Here is a 21,271-nt window from a genome sequence, read left to right on the forward strand (position 1 = left end):
GGCCGCTCCTTTCAGGTCAGGCCGTTTCAGTTCGCGGCAGCAGATGATGCTGCTGCAGCGGCATTGTCGTTTGCACCTCGCTTTGTACCGGGCGCTGGGGCCATATCGAAGTTGACCTTGGGTGCACTGGCAGCCCCTGGGTCTGCTTTGAACGGGATAAGCGGCTTTGCGCCATAAAACACCTTTGCACCGATGGCGTCAGGGAACGTGCGGATTGTGGTGTTGTACGACTGGACAGCAACGTTGTAGTCGCGGCGCGCCTCGTTAATGCGGTTTTCCGTCCCGGCCAGTTCGTCCATCAGTTGGCCAAAGCGGGCCTGACTTTGCAGCTGCGGATAGTTTTCAACTACGGTGCGCAGTTGCCCCAGTGCCTGGGTGAGCTGGTTCTGGGCATTCTGAAACTTTTCGAACGTGGCAGGGTCCGAAAGATCCTCGGTCCGGATATTAATGGACGTCGCCGCTGCTCGGGCGTTGGTAACGTTTGTCAGGATCGTCGTTTCCGATGCTGCCGCTGCCTTGGCGGTTTCGACCAGGTTCGGGACCAAGTCGGCGCGGCGCTGGTATTGGCTTTCCACATCACCCCATTTGGCCTTGGCATTTTCCTCTGCCGTGGGCACAGAATTGATGCCGCAACCTGCAAGAGTGATCGAGGCAGCCGCAACGATCGCCACCCGGGGCAGATTACGCGAAAAACGGTCAACCATCAGTACGTTCCTTCTCTCAACCGGCGGCGATCGCCTGTAGCCAAGAATGTAGCGACGCCCGATGCGCACGCAAGGACTTCGCATCAACATATCGCGCCACAATCGGTTGTTGTGCAGAAGTGCACTTTCTGGCAGCAATTGTGCGGGGCACAGCAAGGAAGGGGACCAGAAATGTCCATGGTATCGGAATTCAAGGAATTTATCGCTAAGGGCAACGTGCTGGATCTTGCCGTTGGCGTCATCATCGGTGCCGCATTTGGCAAGATTGTCACATCGCTTACCGAGGATCTGATCATGCCGGTCGTCGGCAAGATATTCGGCGGTCTCGATTTTACCAGCAAGTACGTGGTACTAAGCGGCGATGTAGCACCGGGCACTTCGCTGGAAGCTGCTCGCACAGCGGGGGCTAACGTGCTTGCCTATGGTAGCTTCGTGACGGCGCTGATCAATTTCCTGATCCTGGCGTGGATCATCTTCATGATCGTCAAAGCCGCCAACCGGGCCATGCCGCCTGCTCCGGCGGCGCCCGCTGGCCCGAGCGAGGTCGACTTGCTGACGGAAATACGGGATTCGCTCAGGAAGTAGGCGTTTTCCTGAACTTTGAATTTGGGGCGGGGCCGGCAAGCGGTTCCCGCCCCTTTCCTTTTGGACGTCTATGACCTATATCAGCGATGCCGGTTTCGGCCGGCTATGGTGATAAATTGCGGCGTGCAATAGGCACAGCGGACCCGGGGGCAGTACCCGGCGGCTCCACCACCTTTCCCGTTGTCGCGGGGGAAATGACGGGGCCGAACCAGGATCGACGTGTGTTGAAAAGCGCAGTTTTCACCCGGGCTGAGTAACCCGTTCAAGGCTCAAAACTCATAAGTGCCAACGACAACGAAGCACTTGCTCTCGCCGCGTAACCTGACGGCCTAACGGCCTGATCTTACAAAGCGAAAGCACGGTTCGGACCGAACCGGGTAACAGAATCGGAAACCGGGGGCCCGGAGGGAGCCTAGCAACAGAATCCCTCCACCTGCTTCCCAGCGCTGGCGTCAGAAAACAGTTTCAGGCTTTTCCCTCATCCGCTTTTCATGAGCGATGCAGTCAAAAATCTTGGCCCCGGCCAGAAATACCGAACCAGTGCACGCAGCCATCAACAGCCAGCCACCCGCCCCCGGAAACGTGTCGAGATAGACCTTGCCGCGTTCTATCGCGCCCAAGCCCAACGCATAAATTATCAGGCACGCTTCAAAGCGGGTTTTGATAACGAAGAGACGACCGATTTTGCTCAACATGCTGCGCTGTTCCTCAAGCACGTTTCTTAGCAACGATCATGCCATGAACGCGATGCCGCGCAAGTCATTGGTTAACATCCCAGCAACTGTAAATGTTAGCGACAAAAAGGCTAGCAAAGCTCGGAAAGATCAAGGGAATCGAGCAGCTCATCGCGCGCGGTCTTAACCTTCTCGGCAAGATCATCGCTGCCCACGTCGTTCGATGAAATGCTTTCCGGCCAGAAGGCGGCGATGATCGTTTCGATCCGTTCAGCCTTCGCGGAGTCCAGCAGGAAGCGGGTATCAACGCTCTTCGGTTCCGCCACGACGCGCAGGCGCAGGCAAGCGGGACCGCCGCCATTGGCCATCGATTGCCGCACATCGACTGGGAGGACCCGGCGGATCGGCCCGTTGGTAGCGCGCATTTCATCCAGCCAAGCGCGCACCCGAGGATGCTCCCACGCTTCGAGCGGGATCACCAAGGCCATTTCGCCCGTCGGCAATGTCAACAACTGTGCGTTGAAAAGGTAGGAAGAAATGGCATCACCGAGGCTGACTGCGCTGGCCGGCACCACAACGATTTCCGCCTCTGGCAATGCAGCACGAATTGCACTGTACGTCCCTTCCGGATCGGCGAAGGCCTGTTCGTGGGTAAACAGCACCCGCTCGTTGGCAACCGCTACAACATCATTGTGAAACGCTCCGGCGGCGATCGCTGCGGGGTTCTGTTCAACGAACAAAGTGCGGCCTGCTTCAAGCCCATGCCGGCGGGCGACTGCCCGACTGGCTTGTTCGTGCTGCCGGGCGGGAAAGGCACCGCCGCTGGTCCCATAGACGAAGATTTCTATACCCGACTGGTCGTGGCGGGACGCCATGCGCATATGATTGGCCGCGCCCTCATCGCCGAAGCATGGCGGGACCGGATCATGCACTGTAAAGTGATCGGCACTCCCAAAGGCCACTCTCAACTGCTTAAGCGTGTCGGGCCATTCCTGCGAGCGGTGGGGCATAGTGACAAGATTGGCCACAGTCAGGTGGCAGCGGCCGTCGGTGGTATCCGCGGCGGGTGAAACGGTTGCTGCGTTGGCAGTCCACATTGAACTGGCAGACCAGGCCGCGGCAAGCAAACGCGCATCCTCCGTCCCGTCAGCGCCGATTGCGGAGAGGAAAGCGGCGTTGGGTCGTGGCAAAGGAAGCAGGATGCCCTGAGCCAAGCCCAAGTCCATGTTGTGCCGCATTTTGGCTAGGCCCTGCAGCGCAGCAGCCCGGGGAAAAGATGTATCACCGCCATGGCTGGCAGAGGCAAGGTTGCCCAGGCTCAGCCCTGCGTAGTTGTGGCTGGGTCCGATAATCCCGTCAAAATTGATTTCGACTGCGCTCATAATTACCACCGTGCCACGTGGCTTACGATCATCCCAGGCTCAACCCGCAGCGTAGCGGCGCAGACCGGGTCGATCGAGATCCCGTCACCGTGATCGCTTACCCAGCCATAGGCAACGCGGAAATCAGCCATCTTCCCCACTGCTACAAGGCGGCGTGCTCCGCCCGTATGCTCGCCCAGTGAGCGGTCGATAGTCTTGATTTCTCCATCGACAGTTTCACGCACCGATCGGATCTGATCGGTCCGGGCCGACAGCGTTGGTCCACCATCAAAGATGTCGACATACTTTTCCCAGACGAACCCTTCATTCTCCAACATCCGCATCGCCGCACGGCCAGTGGGGTGGGGGACGCCAATCACCGCCCGGGCCTGTTCGGTGAGCATGGCGATATAGACCGGATGCTTTGGCATCAGGTCGGCAATGAACTGATTGCCGTGCTTGGCATTGAACTCGTCAGCGTCCTGGAAATTCATACCGAAAAAACGACCGGCAACCCCGTCCCAGAAGGGCGATCCGCCGGCCTCATCGATAACCCCGCGCAATTCGGCGAAGGTCTTGTCGGCAAACCGGCTGCGATGATTGCGGATGAAGAGGTACCGGCTTCGGGCCAGCAGCATTCCTAACCCGCCGGATCGTTCGCCTGGATGGAGGAACAGTCCGCCCACTTCTGACGATCCTTCCATGTCCGTCGACAGGTTGAGAATATCGGCACGAAACGTGCGGCCCAACTCTTCGCTGTGCTGGGTCAACGCGCCGATACGGTAGGAATAAAACGGAAACTTAAGGCCAACCGCCGAAAAAACCTGGCAGGTGCCGCGCACCTCTCCGGTTGCCGTGTCTTCCAGCATAAACACAAACATGTCGTCGCTGACATCGTCACCCTGGCGCGCAAATGCGGCGGCGGCGCGTTCCAGCTTGGCGGTCAGTGCCTTGCGGTCGGGCGGCAGGTTGGTGAAGCCTCCGCCAGTGCTTTTGGCCATTTCGTACAGATGTTGCAGGTCCGCTTCAGTGGCGGCGCGGATCACATGGGTCAAAGGATGGCTCCGGAGGCAAGGCGATGCAGCACCAGCGCCGATAGCTGCGCACGGTGTTCAAGGCTGGATACAATCAGAAACTCGTCAGGAGAATGTATCGCGCCGCCCAGCACGCCCATTGTGTCTACCACCGGCACGCCGCAAGCGGCGATATTGTTGCCGTCGCAAACTCCGCCAGAAGCAATACGCCCGATCGGCTGGCCCAGCAGGGCGCTGCATTCCTCGACCATCCCGAACAGCTTTTCGGCTGCGGCGTCAACCGGTTTGGGCGGACGCGAAATACCGCCATGGACGTGGCAGGCTACTTCGTGCGCAGCGGTGATCTCGGCGATCAGGGCAGTGAAGTGCTGCTGGAATGCTGCGGTGTCATCGCTGCTGCGCGGGCGGATGTTGAATCGCAGAACGGCATGATCAGGAACAACATTGTTGGCGCTGCCGCCCTCGATACGGGCCGGATTTACCGCCAGGCCGTCCCGGGCAATCGCCTTGAGCCGGACGGCCAATGCAGCAGCGGCGACGATAGCGTTGCGGCCTTCGTCGGGATTGCGCCCGGCGTGGGCGGATCGGCCAGTGATGACGACGCTGTAATTGCCGCTGCCAGACCGTTCGCCAGCCAGCGTGCCATCTGGCAGAGCGGACGGCTCATAGGTCAATGCCGCGACCTTGCCGCGTGCCAGATCAGCAATAAGCGGCGCGGAAGAAAGGCTGCCGGTTTCCTCATCCGAATTGATCAGGATATCGTAACCCACGCCTTTCGCAGACTTGCTGCTTTCAAAAACTTTGAGTGCTGCGAGGATCACTGCAATTCCGCCCTTCATGTCGGCAGTACCAGGGCCGTTGAGTGTCTGAGGGTCCCGCCACACTGTCTGCTGAAACGGGTGGTTGGCAGGAAAGACAGTGTCCATGTGCCCGGTCAGAAGGAAGCGCCGCTTCGCCTCGGGCCGGACGCGCAGCACGAAGTGCGAACCGTTGGCAATTTCGCATCGGCTACCGTCAGCAGCCACAGATTGGACTGGTTCAGGGCTTAAGTCAGTGATCGCACCCGGAAGCGCACAAAAAGCGTCCGCCAGGGCTTTCCATTGCCGCGACAGGCCGGAAAGGTTGCCGGTCCCGGTGTTAATGGCGCTCCATGCCAGCACCTGATGGAGCATCGGCGCGGCATCGACGCGCGCGATCAGATCGCGCTCCAAGGACGAAAGCTGTTGCATGTGAAACCGTCTCTAGCCGAGGCGCGCAAGCTGTCCAAGCCCCGTTGCCAACCGTTTGCCACTGCGGCATAGGGCCTCGCGTTCCTCCCCGGAATTGTCGATACGGACGGCCATGCCAGCAGGCGGGGTTCGGACATACGTGGACGCGAGGATGGAATGAACGAGCGAATTGAAAAAAGCGGATTGAAGGTCGATGGGGCGCTGGCCGCTTTTATAGATACCAAGGTCCTGGCTCCGCTGGGCAAGGATCCGGCGGCATTTTGGCAGGGTTTTGCCAACTTACTTGACGCTTTCGCCCCGCAGAACGCTGCGCTGCTGGCCAAGCGGGATGCGTTGCAGGCTGAAATCGACGCATGGCATGAGGCGCGCGCCGGCAAGCCGATAGCTATGGGCGAATACAAGGCGTTCCTGACCCAGATCGGCTATCTGGTGGCGGAGCCTGCTCCCTTTGAAATCGGAACCCAAAACGTCGACCGTGAAATTGCCGGCATGGCAGGCCCTCAACTGGTCGTTCCGGTGCTAAATGCCCGCTTCCTGCTGAACGCCGCTAATGCGCGTTGGGGCAGTCTGTACGATGCCTATTATGGCACAGATGCGCTCGATGCCGCGCCAGCCAGACCGGGCAGCTATGATCCGGTGCGCGGTGCCGCGGTTATTGCGGCAGCGCGCGCCTTTCTAGACCTGTCGGTTCCGCTTGACGGATTAAGCTGGACCGATTGGGACGGCGAAGGTGTGCCGCCGCTGCGCGATCCCGGACATTTTTGCGGACACCGTCCGGGCGGGCTGCTGCTGGCTCACCATGGGTTGCACATCGAACTTGTGATGGATCGCAATCATCCGATCGGCAAGACCGACCGCGCCGGGATCGCAGATGTCGTGCTGGAATCGGCGCTGACGACCATTTGCGATCTGGAGGATTCGGTCGCTGCCGTCGATGCGGCGGACAAACTGGCCGCCTATCGCAACTGGCTAGGCGTGATCCGGGGCGATCTCACCGATACATTTACCAAGGACGGGCGGACCCTGACCCGTACCCTGGCGGATGATCGCCGCTGGACCGGGCGTGACGGTGACGATTTGACCTTGCCGGGTCGCAGCCTGCTGTTTGTGCGCAACGTGGGTCACTTGATGACCAATCCGGCGATTCTGCTCACGGACGGCAGCGAAGTGCCCGAAGGGATAATGGACGCGGTAATCACCAGCGCAATCGGCGCGCACGACGTAAAGGGCCTGGGCAAGCACCGTAACAGCCGCGAAGGCAGTATCTATATCGTAAAGCCCAAGATGCACGGGCCCGAGGAAGCCGCCTTCACCAACGCGCTGTTCGATGCTGTCGAAGATTTGATCGGCTTGCCACGCCACGCCGTAAAGGTTGGGGTGATGGACGAAGAACGCCGCACCAGTACGAATCTGGCCGCGTGCATCCACGCAGTGAAAGACCGGATTGTTTTCATCAACACCGGCTTCCTCGATCGTACAGGGGACGAAATCCACACCTCGATGCGGGCCGGACCGATGATTCGCAAGGGCGAGATGAAGCAGAGCGTCTGGATTGCCGCCTATGAAGCGCGCAACGTACAGATCGGGCTAGCGTGCGGACTATCAGGCAAGGCGCAGATCGGCAAAGGCATGTGGGCAGCGCCGGACATGATGCACGACATGATGATCCAGAAGATAGGCCATCCGCGTGCGGGTGCAAACACGGCCTGGGTGCCATCGCCAACGGCTGCGACCCTGCATGCAATGCATTATCATCAGGTGGGCGTATTTGACGTCCAGCGCGATCTCGCGGCGAAGCCTGTTCCGGCGCTCGAAGCATTGCTGGAGGTGCCTCTCGCTATCGGCCGTAACTTTTCGCAGGACGAGGTGCGTGAGGAACTGGACAACAATGCCCAGGGGCTGCTGGGCTATGTCGTGCGCTGGGTAAATCAGGGCGTTGGCTGCTCTAAGGTTCCCGACATCAACGACGTGGGCCTGATGGAAGACCGTGCAACCTTGCGCATTTCATCCCAACACATCGCCAATTGGCTGCTTCATGGGGTGTGCACCGAAGCGCAAGTCATGGATTCGCTGCGCCGCATGGCTGCCAAGGTAGATGCCCAAAACGCGAACGATCCGGCCTACGTTTCGCTCATTGGCAATGAGGACGGCCCGGCTTTCCGTGCCGCGTGTGATCTGGTGTTCAAGGGTGTCAGTCAGCCCAGCGGCTATACCGAGCCATTGCTGCATCAATGGCGGACGGTCTGGAAAAGCAGCTCGGGTTTGCAAAGCTAGAGGGTTAACCTTGCGATAATCGGTGCTTGCTAGGTTCGCCCCGAAAATCACGATTTTACCGGATCACCCAGCTTGTCCAGCAACCGCGAAAGCAGAAAAAGACTGATGCTGCGTGCCAGACTGCGCAATCAGGATGGGACGTGCGATGCGCAGATTGTCGATGCATCATCGCGCGGGCTGTCGATGACGTCACAGCAGGTGCCCGCTCGCGGCGAAATCGTGGAAGTTGTACTTGATCGAACCGTACTGATTGGTCAGGTTCGGTGGTGCCGTGGGAACCGGTTTGGCGTGGTACTGCAGCAGCGAATTGATGTGTCTTCTCTCCACAGCGGAGTGATACGGACCCTGCCAAGCGCAGGTGACACGGTCAGCCATGCCCCGGCGCAGCGTTTTGCATTGACCGACATCCTGTTTTTTGCAGCCGGTATTTTGGCCGCAGCTGCATTCTTGTTCCAGGCTTACCGCAACTGGATGTAGAAGGCCTTCGAAAGCGTGGGGGCCGCACCGGTCAGGGCTTGGACAGAACCTGAGCAATTGCTACAAAGTCTTCCACACTAAGTGTCTCAGCGCGCCTTTGCGCATCGATCCCCAGTTTTTCCAATGCAGCAAGAGCGCCCGGCAGACCTTTAAGGCTTTGTCGGAGCATTTTGCGCCGTTGACCAAAGGCTGCCTCGGTAACGCGCTCCAGTATGCGCGCATTAACACCGTCAGGCATGGCCGCAGGTGTCGCGTGGACCACCGCGCTCATCACCTTGGGCGGGGGAGTGAAGGCGCTGCGATGAACCTTCATCGCTATTTTTACATTGGCGCGCCATTGCGCCAAAATGGCCAGCCGGCCGAATGCGGTGGAATCGGTGGCGGCAATAATCCGCTGTGCCACTTCCAGCTGGAACATCAAAGTCAGCGATGCCCAGCGCGGTGGCCAATCCTGGCCGCCCATCCACCCGACAAACAGCGCCGTGCCGACATTGTAAGGCAGGTTGGACACCACATGAAATGGCCCGGAAAGTCCGTGGTCAACTCTGGTCGCATCACCCTCGATCACGCGCAGCTGGCCGGGAAATGCCTCTGCCAGTTCAGCCAGCGCGGGCAGACAGCGCCGGTCCATTTCGATCGCAGTTACTACAGCTCCGGCGCGCAACAGGGCGCGGGTCAGGCCGCCAGGCCCCGGACCGACTTCCAAGACCTGCTGGCCAGCAAGATCGCCTGGTATGGCCGCAATCCGGTCCAACAAGTGCTCGTCGAACAGGAAATTCTGCCCAAGTGCTTTCGACGCCGCCAAGTCATAACGGGCGATAACTTCGCGCAAGGGAGGCAGAGACGGCGTCATGCGGGCGCCTTAGACGCACCCGGCATTAATTACCAAATCGCCGTGCCGCGCACTCGCCGGCCATGCGGATAGCCGCGATCATTGCGCCGGCATCGGCTTGCCCTTTACCAGCAATTCCGAAGGCGGTCCCGTGATCGGGGCTGGTGCGGATAATAGGCAAGCCGAGAGTCACATTCACACCCTGATCGAAATCGAGCGCCTTTAGCGGAATGAGCGCCTGATCGTGGTACATGCACAACGCGACATCGAAGGTTTCGCGCTGGCGCGGGGCGAACAAGCCATCAGCGGAAAATGGGCCTTCAATAAGGATCCCTTCGGCGCACAAGCGTTCTATCGCAGGGACGATCATCTGGGCTTCTTGATTCCCCATGCGGCCTTCTTCGCCGGCATGGGGATTGAGTGCGGCGACCGCTATGCGAGGTGCAGCGATACCGAAATCTCGCATCAACGCCATCGCGACGATGCGGCCCTTTCGTTCGATCAAGGCTTCGCTCAGCGCGGCGGCAACCTGATCCAGAGCGATGTGGACGGTCAGCGGAACGGTGCGCAGGTTGGGGCCAGCAAGCATCATGACCGCATCACCGGGATCGACATCGCAAGCCTCTGCGACGAATTCCGTCTGGCCCGGATGGGTGAAGCCAACTTCGGCCAAGCGCGCCTTATGAACAGGTGCGGTGACCACGCCGTCCGCGCCGCCTTCAACGGCGAGTCGCGTCGCTTCGCCAAGTGAAGCCAAGGCCAGGCGCGCACCATCCCGGTCAGGATGGCCGGGCGTGTATTCGCCATCCGCGCCGGCCAGCACCGGCAAGGCACGATCATAGCAATCAAGAGCTTCGGACGGATGAAATATCTGCACAACAGGCACCATCAGCCCACGCGTCCGTGCTGCGGCGCCCAGCAGATCAGCGCCGCCGGCCACGAAAAACGGGGAAAGTCCGTTTTCCTCTCGCTTTGCCCAGGCCTCGGCGATTAATTCAGGCCCCACGCCCGCCGGATCGCCCAACGATACAGCGAGCGGGGCAGCCTCCATCAGTCGTAGTCGATGATCGCGTCGCGACGCAGGTCGCGCAAATAGGTCTGGGCGCGCTTGTTGACGCGCTCATCCTCGATCTGGGCCTGGACTTCGTCAAAATTGGGCTCAGCCGACGATTTGGGATCGTCCCGGCCACACAGCATCAATACGCGCACGCCCTCTTCGATCGAACCAAAAGGCGGCGTGGTTTCGCCGAGTGACAACGCCAGCACCATGTTCTGAAGCTGAGCCGGCAGGTCCCGCGCCTTCATCTGGTCGTTAGTAACGACATCAGCACCAAGGCCAGCGGCAATCGCATCGACCGTGCCGCAGCCACGTGCGGCTTGCATAGCATCGGCGAATTGCTTGGCCTTTGCTGTTGCTTGTGTCTGGGTCGTGCCTTTGGCGAAGTTGATCGATACCTGCTTGAGGCTGAGTACCGCGTCGCGCGGATCGGCGGTCAAGACCTGGCGTTTGTCTATTTCGAGCAGGATCGAAAACCCACCGCGGGTTTCAATCGGTCCGACTAGCTGGCCAGGCGTAAGGGTTTGCAGCGCTGTGCCCAGTTCAGCTGGTAACTGCCCTAGGCGAATCCAGCCAAGATCGCCGCCGACAGCCGCAGTAGAGGCTTCAGAATACTGGCGGGCATAGCCTTGAAACGAACCGCCTTGCTTAAGCTGTTCGACAATCTTCTTGGCGTTTTCAAATACCGCTGGCTTGTTTTCCTCGGTCGCCGACAGGAAGATTTCACCTACCCGGTATTCTTCGGTGCCTTTGGATTCCTGCAACCGCTTGATCACGTCGCGGACTTCTTCCTCGGAAACATTCACGAAGGGCTGCACGTTGCGGCGAAGGAGACGCTGCCATGACAACTCGCCGCGAATCTGCCGCTTCAACGATGCAGGGGATGAACCTATCTTGTAAAGATATGCATCCATCGCCTTGATATCTTGACCAAAACTCTGGCTCGCAACTCTTGCATAGCTTTGATCAACTTCGGCCTGGTCGATGGACACGTCCTGGATCTTTGCCTCTTGAATCTGAAGAGTTTCGTCCATCAGATTGCGCATCACCTGCAGCTTGAGCCGCTGCAATTCCTCGTCGCCAATCTTGTTGCCGCTGGCGTTGACGATGAGCGCCACGCGCTGATCTACGTCGGTTCCCGTGATAACCTCTCCGTTGATAACCACCTTTGCCTTGCGGTTGTTGGGATCTTCCTTGGCGAAGAACTGGGGGTTGGTTGGAAGGTTGAGCGCGCCGGACGCGTCCTGCGCCCGAACGGTGCCGCCCATAGCAAGAGCGGTGCCGACTAGCGGCAGCAACGACATGCGGACGTGATTACGAAGGGACGAAGTCAGTTTCACCGTGTTCCAATTCCCATATGCGGCAGGCCCTTGCCCGCCAGATCTGCCGCGCGCCTTGCGGCCGGGCGGCTTAACCCAAGCTGAGCATTGCCGGCAGACGCAGCCTGCTGTCGGGGCGGATAGCGCACTTGGCCATGGCTGCCAATGCGCGGCGTAACGCTATCAACGGAAGCCCAGATTGCGCAGGGCAAAGTGAATCTCGAAGGTGTTGCCCTTGCGCGCGTCACCCGTAGCGACATAGTCGCGGCGCCAGGTGAAATCGAGTTCGAGGCAATCGTCCTGATATGCAACGCCCAGCCGGGTACGAACAGGCTGGAAACCATCCGCGCCGATGGCGCTAGGATCCTCGTTGGTGCTGGTCAGATCGATCACTCCAGATCCGAACACCGACCAGTACCGGGCAAACCCCACCCGGCCAGCAAAACGCACTTCCTCGCGATCGCGCAAGTCCTCGATTCCCGAGGTAACATTCCGGTTCAGCCGCAGGTAGCCAACCTCGGCATAAGTGCGGCTGGATCCGATCGCGGCGTCAAACTCGTTCCGGCGCACCGCGAGGTTATCTTTGTCGAGCCGGTAACGGTGAGTGAACTTGACGAAGTCCTTGAACCGGACTTCGGTTCGCCCGACAACGTCAGAAACCCGGTTTGACAGACCGGTTCCGTCAGGCAGCAAGGTCGGACGGCTGGTCAAGCGATAGGACTGACCGATAGTTGCGTTGATGCGCCAGTTGGGTCGTTCCCAAAACCAGTCGAGCCCGTAAGTAAATCGCATCCCGTCCTCGACCCGGTCGTAACCGGCAAATCGGTTCAGTGCGAAAAGGTTTGAATCCTCCAGATCGATCGCCCGGGCATCCTCGTTCGGGACTGACAAGTTGGCGAGCGCCGGACTGGCAACGATCTGGAAGCGCGGCGTAAGTATCTGCGTACCGCCAAGAAAATCCCCCACCAGCGGCCATTTGATGTCCATCGCTGCCGCGCCGACGGCGCGTGAGTGCCAACCGGGATTGCCGCGATAAACCGCAGTTGAAGTCAGGCCGGTATCTTGCGTGTGATAGACATCGCCGCGTAGCAAGGTGGTGAAAGTTACTTCCTGGCCCCATGGGGTCAGCCGCCGCATGTCCCACCGCGCGCTGGCAAACGCGCGCTGCGTATCCTGTCCGCTGGTTCGTGTGATGGCCAGCGAGTTAAGCTGAAGTTCGACCTTGCCGCCCAGGATCGGATTGGCCAGCCGCTGCCTGTAATCCATCACCGGCAGCGCAATCGGAACTTGTCCTTGCGCTTCGCCCACGCGCAAAGTTTGGGTCGCCCAACCGGCTAGCGACAGGTAACTGTTTTCGTCCACCCGCTCGAGATCAATCATCGAGCGCAGCCGGTCGTCACGGCTAATGTCGTAGCGGCGCAGGAAAGTGCGGTCGGATGCCAACCGCCCCGAAAAGGTCAGGCTCCAGTATGGATCAAACTGAAACTTGCCATTGGCACCGATGTAGCCGCGAAAATCCTTCTGGCTGGTTGCTAGCGGGCTGCCAATCGGGATGCGGGACCCGTAGGTCGCATATCCAGTTATCTGGAATGCGCCGGTATCTGCCAGCTGCCGGTATTTTGCTGAAACCATCGGCGCCGCCTTGGTGTAGACATAGCCCGATAGGGCCAGATCCTTGTTAGGCGCCAGGCGTTGATACCAGGTGTTGACAAACTCAATCCCGTTGGACGTCGAGTAGCGCACATCAGGGACCAGCAGGCCGTTGATTGGTCGACCGTCAGTAGCAAGCACCAGGCCGGGAAGCGGCAGCAGTTTGGCGCCGAAAAGTTCGAGCCGCGCCCCGGTAAAGCGCACCTTCTTCAAATCCGGGTCGTAAACCACTCGCTGCGACGTGATTCGCCAGCTCGGGTTCTTGGGGCACCCTTTTTCATCTTCCACCGCGCAGGCCGAATAGGCAGCGTTGCTGAGATAGATTTTCCCATCCGGTCCGCGCTCACCCTTCTGGGCGGCCAACCGGCCGCCTTCGCGCAAGGCCAGCAGCATGTTTTCCATGGCGCCGGTCTTGAACTCGTCGGTCAGTTCGAGTCGGTCGGAGAACAGCTGGTTGCCGTCCTGGTCGACAAAACGGATGTTCCCGGTTGCGATAATCTGGCCGGATTTGCGATTCCAGGTGACCTGATCAGAGCGCACCGATTGCTCGCCGCGGCGCAGGATAACGTTGCCGAAGGCAGTCACCGTATCGCCGTTGCTATCGTAACTGACGCCGTCCGCTTCGAAGGCAACGGGACCGGTGTTGGCGGTTTGGGCCGCGGCAGGCTGGGCAACCGGTGCGCTGGCCGCGTCCTGCGCCCGTGCCGCAAGCGGCTGAGCAGCAATGGTCAACACCAGCGCCAACGCACCAAAGCGGCAGCCGCAACGCGGCGCAGGAAAACGTGGCAGCAACAGCTGCGGAGCGGGGAGCATGGCTTGCCTATCGCATTGCCCGCGCCTAACTGCAATCCACGCCAACCATTTGCCGTCACGCTTTGTCGCACGGCAGCATCGATCCCTGGGAGCCCACATGAAAATCGAGTTCGTTCCTGCCCTTGGCGATGCAGCCAGCGGCCCGGTTATCCGCATTGTAGATCAGGATTCGCTTCCACCCGAACTTGAGCCCGCCTTGATCGAAGGCGCGCGGGCGGCGCGGTTTTCGGGCAAGGTCGGTCAGCTGTTTGAAGGTTTCGTTGCGCGCAATGGAACAGTGGCCCGGGTCGTTCTGGCCGGAGCAGGTGATAGCAAGGCAAAGGATCGTCAGGCTGCGCTGGAAAAGGCTGGGGCCGCAATCAGCGCGAAGTATGTCGCCTCGGGCGAAACCGCTGTGACCTTAGATTTTGCAGGCAGCGCTCATACAGCAACCGAAGTTGCCGCGGTTCTGCTTGGTGCACGGCTGCGCGCTTGGCGCTATGACATATACCGGACCAAATTGGCGGAGGATCAGAAGGCCCGCCTTGAAACAATCCGGGTCGCAGGTGCTCCTTTAGGGACTGAAGATGCCTGGTCTACAGAGTCCGCCCTGGCTGACGGCGTTGAACTGACCCGTGAACTGGTCACCGAACCGGCAAACGTGATCTACCCTGAAAGTTTTGTCGCGCGTGTTTCTGCCAGGCTTGAGGGCACCGGGATTAAGGTTCGGGTGCTTGACGATACGGAAATGGCTACACTTGGAATGGGCGCATTGCTGGGGGTTGCGCAGGGCTCGGTACGACCGGCCCGCATTATGGCTATGGAATGGAATGGCGCCGCCGCCGGCCAGCGCCCCACTGCCTTTGTTGGGAAAGGCGTGACGTTTGATACCGGCGGGATCAGCCTGAAGCCGGCTGCCGGTATGGAAGATATGAAATGGGATATGGGCGGTGCCGGCGCGGTAGCCGGGGCCATGCTCGCCTTGGCCAAACGCAAGGCAAAGGCCAATGTGGTCGGTATCTGCGGACTGGTTGAAAATATGCCAGACGGCAAGGCGCAGCGCCCTGGCGATGTTGTCACTTCAATGTCGGGCCAAACGATTGAGGTCATCAATACTGATGCTGAAGGTCGGCTGGTGCTATGTGACGCGATTACCTGGACCCAGCAGCAATATGATCCCACCGCGATCGTCGATCTGGCGACGCTGACTGGCGCAATGGTGATTTCGCTGGGCAACGAACACGCCGGGATTTTTTCGAACGATGAAGCTCTTGCTGCCAGGTTGCTGTCCGCGGGCGATGCATCTGGCGACAAGCTGTGGCGCATGCCACTCGGTGCGGCCTACGACAAGCTGATCGACAGCCCCATTGCCGACATCAAAAACGTAGGCCCGCGCGAAGGCGGATCCATAACGGCCGCACAGTTCATCCAGCGCTTTGTCGACAAGGACCGCCCGTGGGCGCATCTCGATATCGCTGGGATGGTATGGGCGGGCAAGCCCGGGGCGACCTGGGAGAAGGGCGCGACCGGGTACGGTGTGCGGGTGCTTGACCGCTACGTGCGCGACAATCTGGAAAGCTGACTATGGGCGGCATGCGGCGCAAGGCAGATTTGCCGAGCAAGGTTTGCCTCGCCTGCAACCGGCCGTTTACCTGGCGCAAGAAATGGGAGCGCGACTGGGATCAGGTACGCTATTGTTCGGATCGCTGCCGCGGTTCCAGGGGTAAAGCGTGATGCAGGTTGATTTCTACCAGCTTAGCCGTGATCCGGCGGAGACGGCGCTGGTCTCGCTGGCAGCAAAGGTGCTGGGCAGCGGGCAAAGGTTGTTGGTGGTGGCGCAGGATGCAATCCTGCGCCAGCGCATCAGTGAGTCCTTGTGGGAGCGCAACTACAGCTTCCTGGCAAATGGTTCTGCCGGGACCGTTCACGATGCGCGCCAACCGATTCTGCTTTCGAACACGGTCGAGCCGGTCAACGCTGCGCGTTTTGTAGCTTTCGCCGATGGAAAATGGCGAGACGAGGGGCTGGCGTTCGACCGCGTATTTTTGCTGTTCGATGCTGCCACGATCGACGATGCCCGTGCCACTTGGCGCAGTCTTGACGCGCGCGAGGGCGTTGAACGCCGCTATTGGCGGCAGGAACAGGGCAATTGGGTCCAGGCGGCTTAGTCGCCTAGCCATCCATCAAGACGATGTCCCAGCCATAACGTGCCACACCGTCGGCGCGCGCCAGCGCCCGCACGGCATCGCCGCCCATGTTCTTAAAGACGCCGTCTTTGGCATTGGTCACCTGGTCTTCGGGAAAATACATCTGGGTGGTTAAGCGGTGGCTGCGGCCGCGGACATCGAAGTGGATGTGCGGCGTGCGAAAGCCGATCGGCGAATCGTAACCGGCTGGCTTGATCGTGGTGATGCGCCAATCGCCATGTTGGCCGGTGGTGATTGCGGCATAACCCTGGAAATCGGGATCAAGCGGAACAGCGGCTATATCATTGGGATGGGCATAGCGTCCCGCTGCATTGCATTGCCACACTTCAAGCCGGGCCCCGCGCACCGGATTGCCATGCCGATCAAGGACGCGCCCGGTCACTTCGATAACAGTGCCCTGCGCGCGATTCTTGTGACCTTTGATCCGGGTCAGGTCAGCATCGGTTTCGGCAAGGTGCTGCACCGGATAGAATGGGCCAAGCGTCTGGTCAGGTGTCGGAGCAATATCGCTTGCCGCGCCGACGCGCGCCGCCCCCAGAATGGTAACCGCCGCTAGGGCTGAACCGGTAAAGTTCCGACGAGTGATGAGCGTGTGATTAGCGCGCATGGCTGTTTCTCCCATGCGACCCATCCCCACTGTATCAAAATGTTGGCCGACCGCCAATCCACATCGCCAGCGCGGTTGTGCCCACGCCTTGCGACTTGCCAATATCCGGGCTAGGGGCGCGCCAACTTTCGTTCACCGCAGTTTTACAAGGATCATTACGATGGCGGTTACCCGCACCTTCTCGATCATCAAGCCCGATGCCACCCGCCGCAATCTGACCGGCGCGGTCACCAAGATGCTGGAGGACGCCGGCCTGCGCGTTGTAGCATCCAAGCGCATCCACATGAGCCGTGCACAGGCCGAAGGGTTCTATGCAGTGCACAAGGAACGCCCGTTCTTTGGCGAACTGGTAGATTTCATGATCAGCGGCCCGGTTGTCGTCCAGGTGCTGGAAGGTGAAGACGCGATGCAGCGCAACCGTGATATTATGGGCGCAACGAACCCCAAGGACGCTGCGCCGGGTACGATCCGCAAGGAACTGGCCGAATCGATCGAAGCCAATTCGGTTCACGGCAGCGACAGCGACGAGAACGCGGCGATCGAGATTGCGTATTTCTTCAAGCCCGAAGAAATAGTCGGCTGACCGTTCGCCCGGTAGCAATCCAGAAAGGCCGCCGGAGCAATCCGGCGGCCTTTCTGGTTGATGTCACAGCACCGGGCCAAACATCGCCATAAGGTTCTGCCACAGCCGTTCCAGAACGCTGAAAGACTTTACCCGCTGCAGCGTGACGCGATTCGATTGCGCCAGCCATTGGTCCTGCCTCACACGGATTTGCGCAGCAAACTCTGCATCGCTGAACAGCAGGTTGTTTTCAAAATTCAGCTCGAAACTGCGGCGGTCAAGATTTGCCGATCCGATCAGCGCGGTCGTTCCATCTGCGACCATGGTCTTAGCGTGAAGCAGCCCGGGCAGGAATTCGTAAAGTTCCAAGCCGGCGTAAAGAAGATCGGCATAGGTGCTGCGGCTGGCACCGGCGACAATCCAGCTGTCGTTACGGCGCGGCACGATCAGAACCACTCGCACCCCCCGCCGCGCCGCGGACAGCAAAGCGAACAACAGTTGTTCATCGGGCACAAAATAGGGCGTCGTGATGACCAGTTCCTGCCGCGCCGCATGAACCAGTTCCGCAAAGCATTCGGTCATCGCAGCGTGGGTCAGGATCGGCCCGGTCCCGATGACCTGCGCGGCGATTCCGCCAATTGAATTGCCCGCTCCTTGCGCGCGCGGGGCCAGCATGGCGGTAATATCGTCGCCGTGTTCTGCCATCCAGTCGCCCGCAAACAGGAATTGGAAGTGCCGCGCTACCGGGCCCTGCCACCGGGTCATGATGTCCACCCACGGGCCAAAGCGCGCCTTGATGCGAAACTCAGGATCGGCAAGGTTTTGGCTGCCGCACCAGGCGATCTGGTTGTCCACGATCAGCACCTTGCGGTGATTGCGCAGGTCCAGCCTGCCGCGAATCAGGGTCCACACTAGACCGCCCACCGGCAAGGCGATCCGCGCGTCCACTCCTGCCCTGTGCATCGCCCGCCATTCGTCCGATCTTTGAAACCCGCGCGACCCTAACGCATCGGCCAGCACCCGCACCTTAACCCCCCTGCGCGCTGCGCGGATCAGGGCATCACGCATCTTCAGGCCGTTAGCGTCTGCGAGCCAGATGTAGAAGCACAGGTGGACTGTCTCGATCGCAGCGTCGATATCGGCGATCATGGCGTCAATTGCAGCGTTGCTGTCATCAGCCAGGGTTGCGCTGTTGAACAGCGTCGGGGGTAAGCCGTTGACCGCGCGCCCCCGGGCGAAGGGCGCGGCGTGCGGGCCTTGGGCGACCAACCGGGCCGCTTCAGGATCGCCATCAGGTTTGGGCAGGATCGCATCAATCGCTGCAAAGCGTTCGCGCCGACGCCGGCTGATCCGCGCTTCGCCCAGCAACAAATAGGCCACCACGCCGATCACTGGCAGAACCAGGATGGCGATCACCCACGCAATGCGTGACGTGGGTTCACGCAGCGGGCGCAACAACGCGCGTAGCACCATCGCCGCTTCGGCCATGAACAGGGCGACGGTAAAAGCGAACGTCAGATCTTGCTGCATCGCCGCTGAATTGAGCGTCTTTTCTTATCTGTGACCAGCCTTATGTTGCTGGTCAGAGGAGAAGGACAATGCGCGGCATGGGTGGTACGGGCGAAGACGGAGAGGACTGCCCCTTCGCGTTCAACTTCGATTCCGCCAGTTTCAAGGTAGGTGACACCGTCAGCTACCGGGTCAGCACGATGGACGATTGGCCATTTGTCGGCACGCTATTGGAAGTACACGCCGACTATGTCCTAATATCTCCTGGCCCCACTGAACCCGACGCGCGCTATCGTGGCACGCGCGAAAGCCGGCCGATGGTGGATGGAAGCGAGATCTAGAATGCGTCGGCTGCGTCCATCAAGCCGGTCAGCCTTCTTGGTGCCACGCTGCGCCAGCTGCGTGCCAGCCAGTCCGTGATCGCCTCCCAGTCAGTATCGCCTAGGTCAAGGCGAATGCCGATCCAGCCATCGCCGAAATAGGCCGGGCGGTAGTAGCGTACGGGATCGTTTTCGATTAACTGGATTTGTTCGTCCACGCCGCTGATCTTGACCAGCAAGGCCACCTTGCCATCGCCGTGGTGATCATTGGAAACATAGGCAAATTTCTTGCCTTTGACGATCCCAAAGCAGGGCATGCCGTGGCTGGTAACCTCGTCGCTTTCAGGCAGCGCCAGGGCGCGGCCGCGGACCTGTTTGGTAAGAAATTCGGGCGAAGCGGCGCGCCCGACCAATTCGGCCAGGCACCGCCCATAGAGCTGGTGCTCGGCGATCAGCACCCTCGCGGACAGGCGCTCTGCAGTGTCTCCTGGCAGAATGGCAACGGCAGTTTGCCCCAGGATCGGCCCGTCATCCAGTTCGGCCGTGACCAGATGTACCGTGCAGCCGCCGTGACTGTCACCCGCGTCCAGCGCTCGTTCATGGGTGTGCAGGCCAGTGTATTTGGGCAGGAGCGATGGGTGCATGTTGATCATCCGGCCAGCCCACTGCGCAACGAATTCCGGCGTCAGGATACGCATGTATCCTGCCAGCGCAACATAGTGCGCGCCGTGCTGGCGGATCGCATTGTCCATCGCCGCATCATGATCTGCGCGGGCCATGCCCATGTGGGGCAGGGCAAATGTGGAGACGCCTTCCGCCCTGGCCAATGCCAATCCGTCAGCGTTCGGGTTGTTGCTGGCCACCAAAACGATCTCGAAAGGGCAATCGGATGAACGGCTGGCATAGAGCAGCGCCGCCATATTGGTGCCGCTGCCCGAAATGAGCACAGCAACTTTCGCCCGTTCAGGCAAGGTGAGTGGCCTCCCACGGAACGCGGGCTGACCAGACCTCCGCGCTGCCTTGAACGGTGCAGCCGCGGGGACCAGCCTCGATAGCGCCGATTACGAAAACCGTCTCGCCAGCGGCTTCAAGATCGGCCTGAACACCTGCCGCCTGTTCGGCACTTACCGCCAGAACCATACCGATCCCGCAGTTGAATGTACGGGCCATTTCCTCAGGTTCGATATTACCTTGCGCCTGCAGGAAGGCCATCAGCCGTGGCTGGATCCAGGCTCCGGCATCAATCCGGGCGTGAAGTCCCTCGGGCAGAACGCGCGGAACGTTTTCCAAGAGGCCACCACCGGTAATATGGGCAAGCGCATGGATGCGGTCTTGGCGGATCACCGGCAAAAGGCTTTTAACGTATATGCGCGTGGGTTCGATCAGATGATCCAGCAACAACCGATCCTGATCGAACAGGGCAGGACGATCGAGCTTCCAGCCTTTGTCTGCTGCCATCTTTCGGACCAGTGAATAGCCGTTGGAATGAACTCCCGAGCTGGCCAACCCAATCAGTACGTCATCTGTCGCTACCTTTTCACCGGTGAGCTGTTGGCCGCGCTCGACTGCGCCAACACAAAAGCCCGCCAAATCGTAGTCGTCAGCGGCGTACATGCCCGGCATTTCCGCTGTCTCGCCGCCGATCAGCGCGCAACCGGCCAACCTGCAGCCATCAGCAATTCCGGCGACAACGCGGGTCGCGATCCCGTTGGCCAGCTTGCCAGTGGCGAAGTAGTCCAAGAACAGCAGCGGCTCCGCCCCCTGAACGATCAGGTCATTGACGCACATCGCCACAAGATCGATCCCGATTGAATCATGGCGGTCATGTTCAATTGCCAGCTTGACCTTGGTCCCGACCCCGTCGTTAGCCGCTACCAACAGCGGGTCGGTATAGCCTGCCGCCTTCAGGTCAAAGAACCCGCCAAAACCGCCAAGTTCGGCGTCGGCGCCGGGCCGAGCAGTAGCGCGGGCAAGGGGCGCAATCGCCTTTACCAGGGCGTTTCCGGCCGCGATTGATACGCCGGCCTGCTCGTAGCTGTAGCTCTTTTCGGACATGTTGGGTGCGCCTAACCTTTTCC

General features: G+C 60.1%; 21 protein-coding genes and 1 other RNA gene. 9 read left to right on the forward strand and 13 right to left on the reverse strand.

Features of this window, described 5'->3' with window-relative positions; translation table 11 throughout:
• Positions 1-26: 26 nt before the first annotated feature.
• Positions 27-704, reverse strand: a complete 678-nt coding sequence (locus tag Q0L62_RS03330) for a LemA family protein (protein WP_296676391.1) — start codon at positions 702-704, stop codon at positions 27-29.
• Between the two features lie 177 nt (positions 705-881).
• Between Q0L62_RS03330 and mscL the strand changes: the two genes are divergently transcribed.
• Entirely contained in the window at positions 882-1,289 is a 408-nt protein-coding gene (mscL, locus tag Q0L62_RS03335; protein ID WP_296676673.1) for a large conductance mechanosensitive channel protein MscL, read from the forward strand.
• A 49-nt stretch (positions 1,290-1,338) separates the two neighbouring features.
• Positions 1,339-1,684: a transfer-messenger RNA gene (ssrA, locus tag Q0L62_RS03340) on the forward strand.
• Positions 1,685-1,741: 57 nt separating this feature from the next.
• Here ssrA and Q0L62_RS03345 read toward each other — a convergent pair.
• From Q0L62_RS03345 to Q0L62_RS03360, 4 genes are all read right to left on the reverse strand, one after another.
• Complete coding sequence (locus Q0L62_RS03345) at positions 1,742-1,984, reverse strand: hypothetical protein (protein WP_296676675.1); 243 nt, start codon at positions 1,982-1,984, stop codon at positions 1,742-1,744.
• Positions 1,985-2,094: 110 nt separating this feature from the next.
• Positions 2,095-3,345 (reverse strand): N-succinylarginine dihydrolase, encoded by a 1,251-nt coding sequence (locus Q0L62_RS03350; RefSeq protein ID WP_296676394.1) that lies wholly within the window; start codon positions 3,343-3,345, stop codon positions 2,095-2,097.
• A gap of 2 nt (positions 3,346-3,347) precedes the next feature.
• Positions 3,348-4,379, reverse strand: coding sequence for an arginine N-succinyltransferase (locus Q0L62_RS03355; RefSeq protein WP_296676397.1), 1,032 nt, complete (start codon positions 4,377-4,379; stop codon positions 3,348-3,350).
• The gene (locus Q0L62_RS03360) at positions 4,376-5,587 is read right to left on the reverse strand and encodes a hydrolase (RefSeq protein WP_296676399.1); all 1,212 of its coding nucleotides are present in this window, start codon (positions 5,585-5,587) and stop codon (positions 4,376-4,378) included. Before Q0L62_RS03360 ends, Q0L62_RS03355 begins: the two co-directional genes overlap by 4 nt.
• Positions 5,588-5,743: 156 nt before the next feature.
• Between Q0L62_RS03360 and Q0L62_RS03365 the strand changes: the two genes are divergently transcribed.
• Together Q0L62_RS03365 and Q0L62_RS03370 are read left to right on the forward strand one after the other, a co-directional pair.
• The gene (locus Q0L62_RS03365; protein WP_296676403.1) at positions 5,744-7,861 is read left to right on the forward strand and encodes a malate synthase G; all 2,118 of its coding nucleotides are present in this window, start codon (positions 5,744-5,746) and stop codon (positions 7,859-7,861) included.
• A gap of 72 nt (positions 7,862-7,933) precedes the next feature.
• The gene (locus tag Q0L62_RS03370; protein ID WP_296676406.1) at positions 7,934-8,338 is read left to right on the forward strand and encodes a PilZ domain-containing protein; all 405 of its coding nucleotides are present in this window, start codon (positions 7,934-7,936) and stop codon (positions 8,336-8,338) included.
• Positions 8,339-8,369: 31 nt separating this feature from the next.
• Here the strand turns inward: Q0L62_RS03370 and rsmA are convergent, their stop codons facing one another.
• The 4 genes from rsmA to Q0L62_RS03390 form a co-directional block, all read right to left on the reverse strand.
• Positions 8,370-9,191: a 16S rRNA (adenine(1518)-N(6)/adenine(1519)-N(6))-dimethyltransferase RsmA gene (gene rsmA / locus Q0L62_RS03375; RefSeq protein WP_296676408.1), complete on the reverse strand. Its 822-nt coding sequence runs from the start codon at positions 9,189-9,191 to the stop codon at positions 8,370-8,372.
• Between the two features lie 25 nt (positions 9,192-9,216).
• A complete protein-coding gene (gene pdxA / locus Q0L62_RS03380) occupies positions 9,217-10,221 on the reverse strand; it encodes a 4-hydroxythreonine-4-phosphate dehydrogenase PdxA (protein WP_296676411.1) in 1,005 nt (334 codons plus the stop codon).
• A complete protein-coding gene (locus Q0L62_RS03385; protein ID WP_296676678.1) occupies positions 10,221-11,495 on the reverse strand; it encodes a peptidylprolyl isomerase in 1,275 nt (424 codons plus the stop codon). Before Q0L62_RS03385 ends, pdxA begins: the two co-directional genes overlap by 1 nt.
• A 234-nt stretch (positions 11,496-11,729) precedes the next feature.
• Positions 11,730-14,009: an LPS assembly protein LptD gene (locus Q0L62_RS03390; protein ID WP_296676414.1), complete on the reverse strand. Its 2,280-nt coding sequence runs from the start codon at positions 14,007-14,009 to the stop codon at positions 11,730-11,732.
• A 97-nt stretch (positions 14,010-14,106) separates the two neighbouring features.
• Between Q0L62_RS03390 and Q0L62_RS03395 the strand changes: the two genes are divergently transcribed.
• The 3 genes from Q0L62_RS03395 to Q0L62_RS03405 are packed head-to-tail and all read left to right on the forward strand — an operon-like array spanning position 14,107 to position 16,156.
• Positions 14,107-15,570, forward strand: a complete 1,464-nt coding sequence (locus tag Q0L62_RS03395; RefSeq protein WP_296676417.1) for a leucyl aminopeptidase — start codon at positions 14,107-14,109, stop codon at positions 15,568-15,570.
• A gap of 2 nt (positions 15,571-15,572) precedes the next feature.
• On the forward strand, positions 15,573-15,722 hold the full coding sequence (locus Q0L62_RS03400; RefSeq protein ID WP_367183248.1) for a DUF2256 domain-containing protein: 150 nt from the start codon (positions 15,573-15,575) through the stop codon (positions 15,720-15,722).
• The gene (locus Q0L62_RS03405; protein ID WP_296676683.1) at positions 15,722-16,156 is read left to right on the forward strand and encodes a DNA polymerase III subunit chi; all 435 of its coding nucleotides are present in this window, start codon (positions 15,722-15,724) and stop codon (positions 16,154-16,156) included. Before Q0L62_RS03400 ends, Q0L62_RS03405 begins: the two co-directional genes overlap by 1 nt.
• 4 nt (positions 16,157-16,160) lie before the next feature.
• Here the strand turns inward: Q0L62_RS03405 and Q0L62_RS03410 are convergent, their stop codons facing one another.
• Entirely contained in the window at positions 16,161-16,802 is a 642-nt protein-coding gene (locus tag Q0L62_RS03410; protein WP_296676420.1) for a protocatechuate 3,4-dioxygenase, read from the reverse strand.
• Positions 16,803-16,962: 160 nt separating this feature from the next.
• On the opposite strand from Q0L62_RS03410, the gene ndk reads away from it, so the two are divergent.
• The gene (gene ndk, locus Q0L62_RS03415; protein ID WP_296676423.1) at positions 16,963-17,385 is read left to right on the forward strand and encodes a nucleoside-diphosphate kinase; all 423 of its coding nucleotides are present in this window, start codon (positions 16,963-16,965) and stop codon (positions 17,383-17,385) included.
• A gap of 63 nt (positions 17,386-17,448) precedes the next feature.
• Here the strand turns inward: ndk and cls are convergent, their stop codons facing one another.
• The gene (gene cls / locus Q0L62_RS03420; protein ID WP_296676426.1) at positions 17,449-18,894 is read right to left on the reverse strand and encodes a cardiolipin synthase; all 1,446 of its coding nucleotides are present in this window, start codon (positions 18,892-18,894) and stop codon (positions 17,449-17,451) included.
• A gap of 68 nt (positions 18,895-18,962) precedes the next feature.
• Here cls and Q0L62_RS03425 point away from each other — a divergent pair, with 68 nt between their 5' ends.
• A complete protein-coding gene (locus Q0L62_RS03425; protein WP_296676429.1) occupies positions 18,963-19,214 on the forward strand; it encodes a hypothetical protein in 252 nt (83 codons plus the stop codon).
• Here Q0L62_RS03425 and purN read toward each other — a convergent pair.
• Together purN and purM are read right to left on the reverse strand one after the other, a co-directional pair.
• Positions 19,211-20,164 (reverse strand): phosphoribosylglycinamide formyltransferase, encoded by a 954-nt coding sequence (gene purN / locus Q0L62_RS03430; protein ID WP_296676432.1) that lies wholly within the window; start codon positions 20,162-20,164, stop codon positions 19,211-19,213. The two genes, Q0L62_RS03425 and purN, sit on opposite strands and share 4 nt — an antisense overlap.
• Positions 20,157-21,248, reverse strand: coding sequence for a phosphoribosylformylglycinamidine cyclo-ligase (gene purM / locus Q0L62_RS03435; protein WP_296676435.1), 1,092 nt, complete (start codon positions 21,246-21,248; stop codon positions 20,157-20,159). The genes purN and purM overlap by 8 nt, the downstream gene beginning before the upstream one ends.
• Positions 21,249-21,271: the final 23 nt, after the last annotated feature.

Source organism: Novosphingobium sp., assembly GCF_024642085.1.
Classification (GTDB): Bacteria; Pseudomonadota; Alphaproteobacteria; order Sphingomonadales; family Sphingomonadaceae; genus Novosphingobium.

Coding starts and splice junctions, on each gene's coding strand:
- ndk (WP_296676423.1), top strand. CDS start 16,963: ATGGCGGTTACCCGCACCTTCTCGATCATCAAGCCCGATGCCACCCGC.
- cls (WP_296676426.1), bottom strand. CDS start 18,894: ATGCAGCAAGATCTGACGTTCGCTTTTACCGTCGCCCTGTTCATGGCC.
- Q0L62_RS03410 (WP_296676420.1), bottom strand. CDS start 16,802: ATGCGCGCTAATCACACGCTCATCACTCGTCGGAACTTTACCGGTTCA.
- Q0L62_RS03365 (WP_296676403.1), top strand. CDS start 5,744: ATGAACGAGCGAATTGAAAAAAGCGGATTGAAGGTCGATGGGGCGCTG.
- Q0L62_RS03425 (WP_296676429.1), top strand. CDS start 18,963: ATGCGCGGCATGGGTGGTACGGGCGAAGACGGAGAGGACTGCCCCTTC.
- mscL (WP_296676673.1), top strand. CDS start 882: ATGGTATCGGAATTCAAGGAATTTATCGCTAAGGGCAACGTGCTGGAT.
- rsmA (WP_296676408.1), bottom strand. CDS start 9,191: ATGACGCCGTCTCTGCCTCCCTTGCGCGAAGTTATCGCCCGTTATGAC.
- Q0L62_RS03390 (WP_296676414.1), bottom strand. CDS start 14,009: ATGCTCCCCGCTCCGCAGCTGTTGCTGCCACGTTTTCCTGCGCCGCGT.
- Q0L62_RS03395 (WP_296676417.1), top strand. CDS start 14,107: ATGAAAATCGAGTTCGTTCCTGCCCTTGGCGATGCAGCCAGCGGCCCG.
- Q0L62_RS03405 (WP_296676683.1), top strand. CDS start 15,722: ATGCAGGTTGATTTCTACCAGCTTAGCCGTGATCCGGCGGAGACGGCG.
- Q0L62_RS03385 (WP_296676678.1), bottom strand. CDS start 11,495: ATGGGCGGCACCGTTCGGGCGCAGGACGCGTCCGGCGCGCTCAACCTT.
- Q0L62_RS03350 (WP_296676394.1), bottom strand. CDS start 3,345: ATGAGCGCAGTCGAAATCAATTTTGACGGGATTATCGGACCCAGCCAC.
- Q0L62_RS03400 (WP_367183248.1), top strand. CDS start 15,573: ATGGGCGGCATGCGGCGCAAGGCAGATTTGCCGAGCAAGGTTTGCCTC.
- pdxA (WP_296676411.1), bottom strand. CDS start 10,221: ATGGAGGCTGCCCCGCTCGCTGTATCGTTGGGCGATCCGGCGGGCGTG.
- Q0L62_RS03330 (WP_296676391.1), bottom strand. CDS start 704: ATGGTTGACCGTTTTTCGCGTAATCTGCCCCGGGTGGCGATCGTTGCG.
- Q0L62_RS03345 (WP_296676675.1), bottom strand. CDS start 1,984: ATGTTGAGCAAAATCGGTCGTCTCTTCGTTATCAAAACCCGCTTTGAA.
- purM (WP_296676435.1), bottom strand. CDS start 21,248: ATGTCCGAAAAGAGCTACAGCTACGAGCAGGCCGGCGTATCAATCGCG.
- Q0L62_RS03360 (WP_296676399.1), bottom strand. CDS start 5,587: ATGCAACAGCTTTCGTCCTTGGAGCGCGATCTGATCGCGCGCGTCGAT.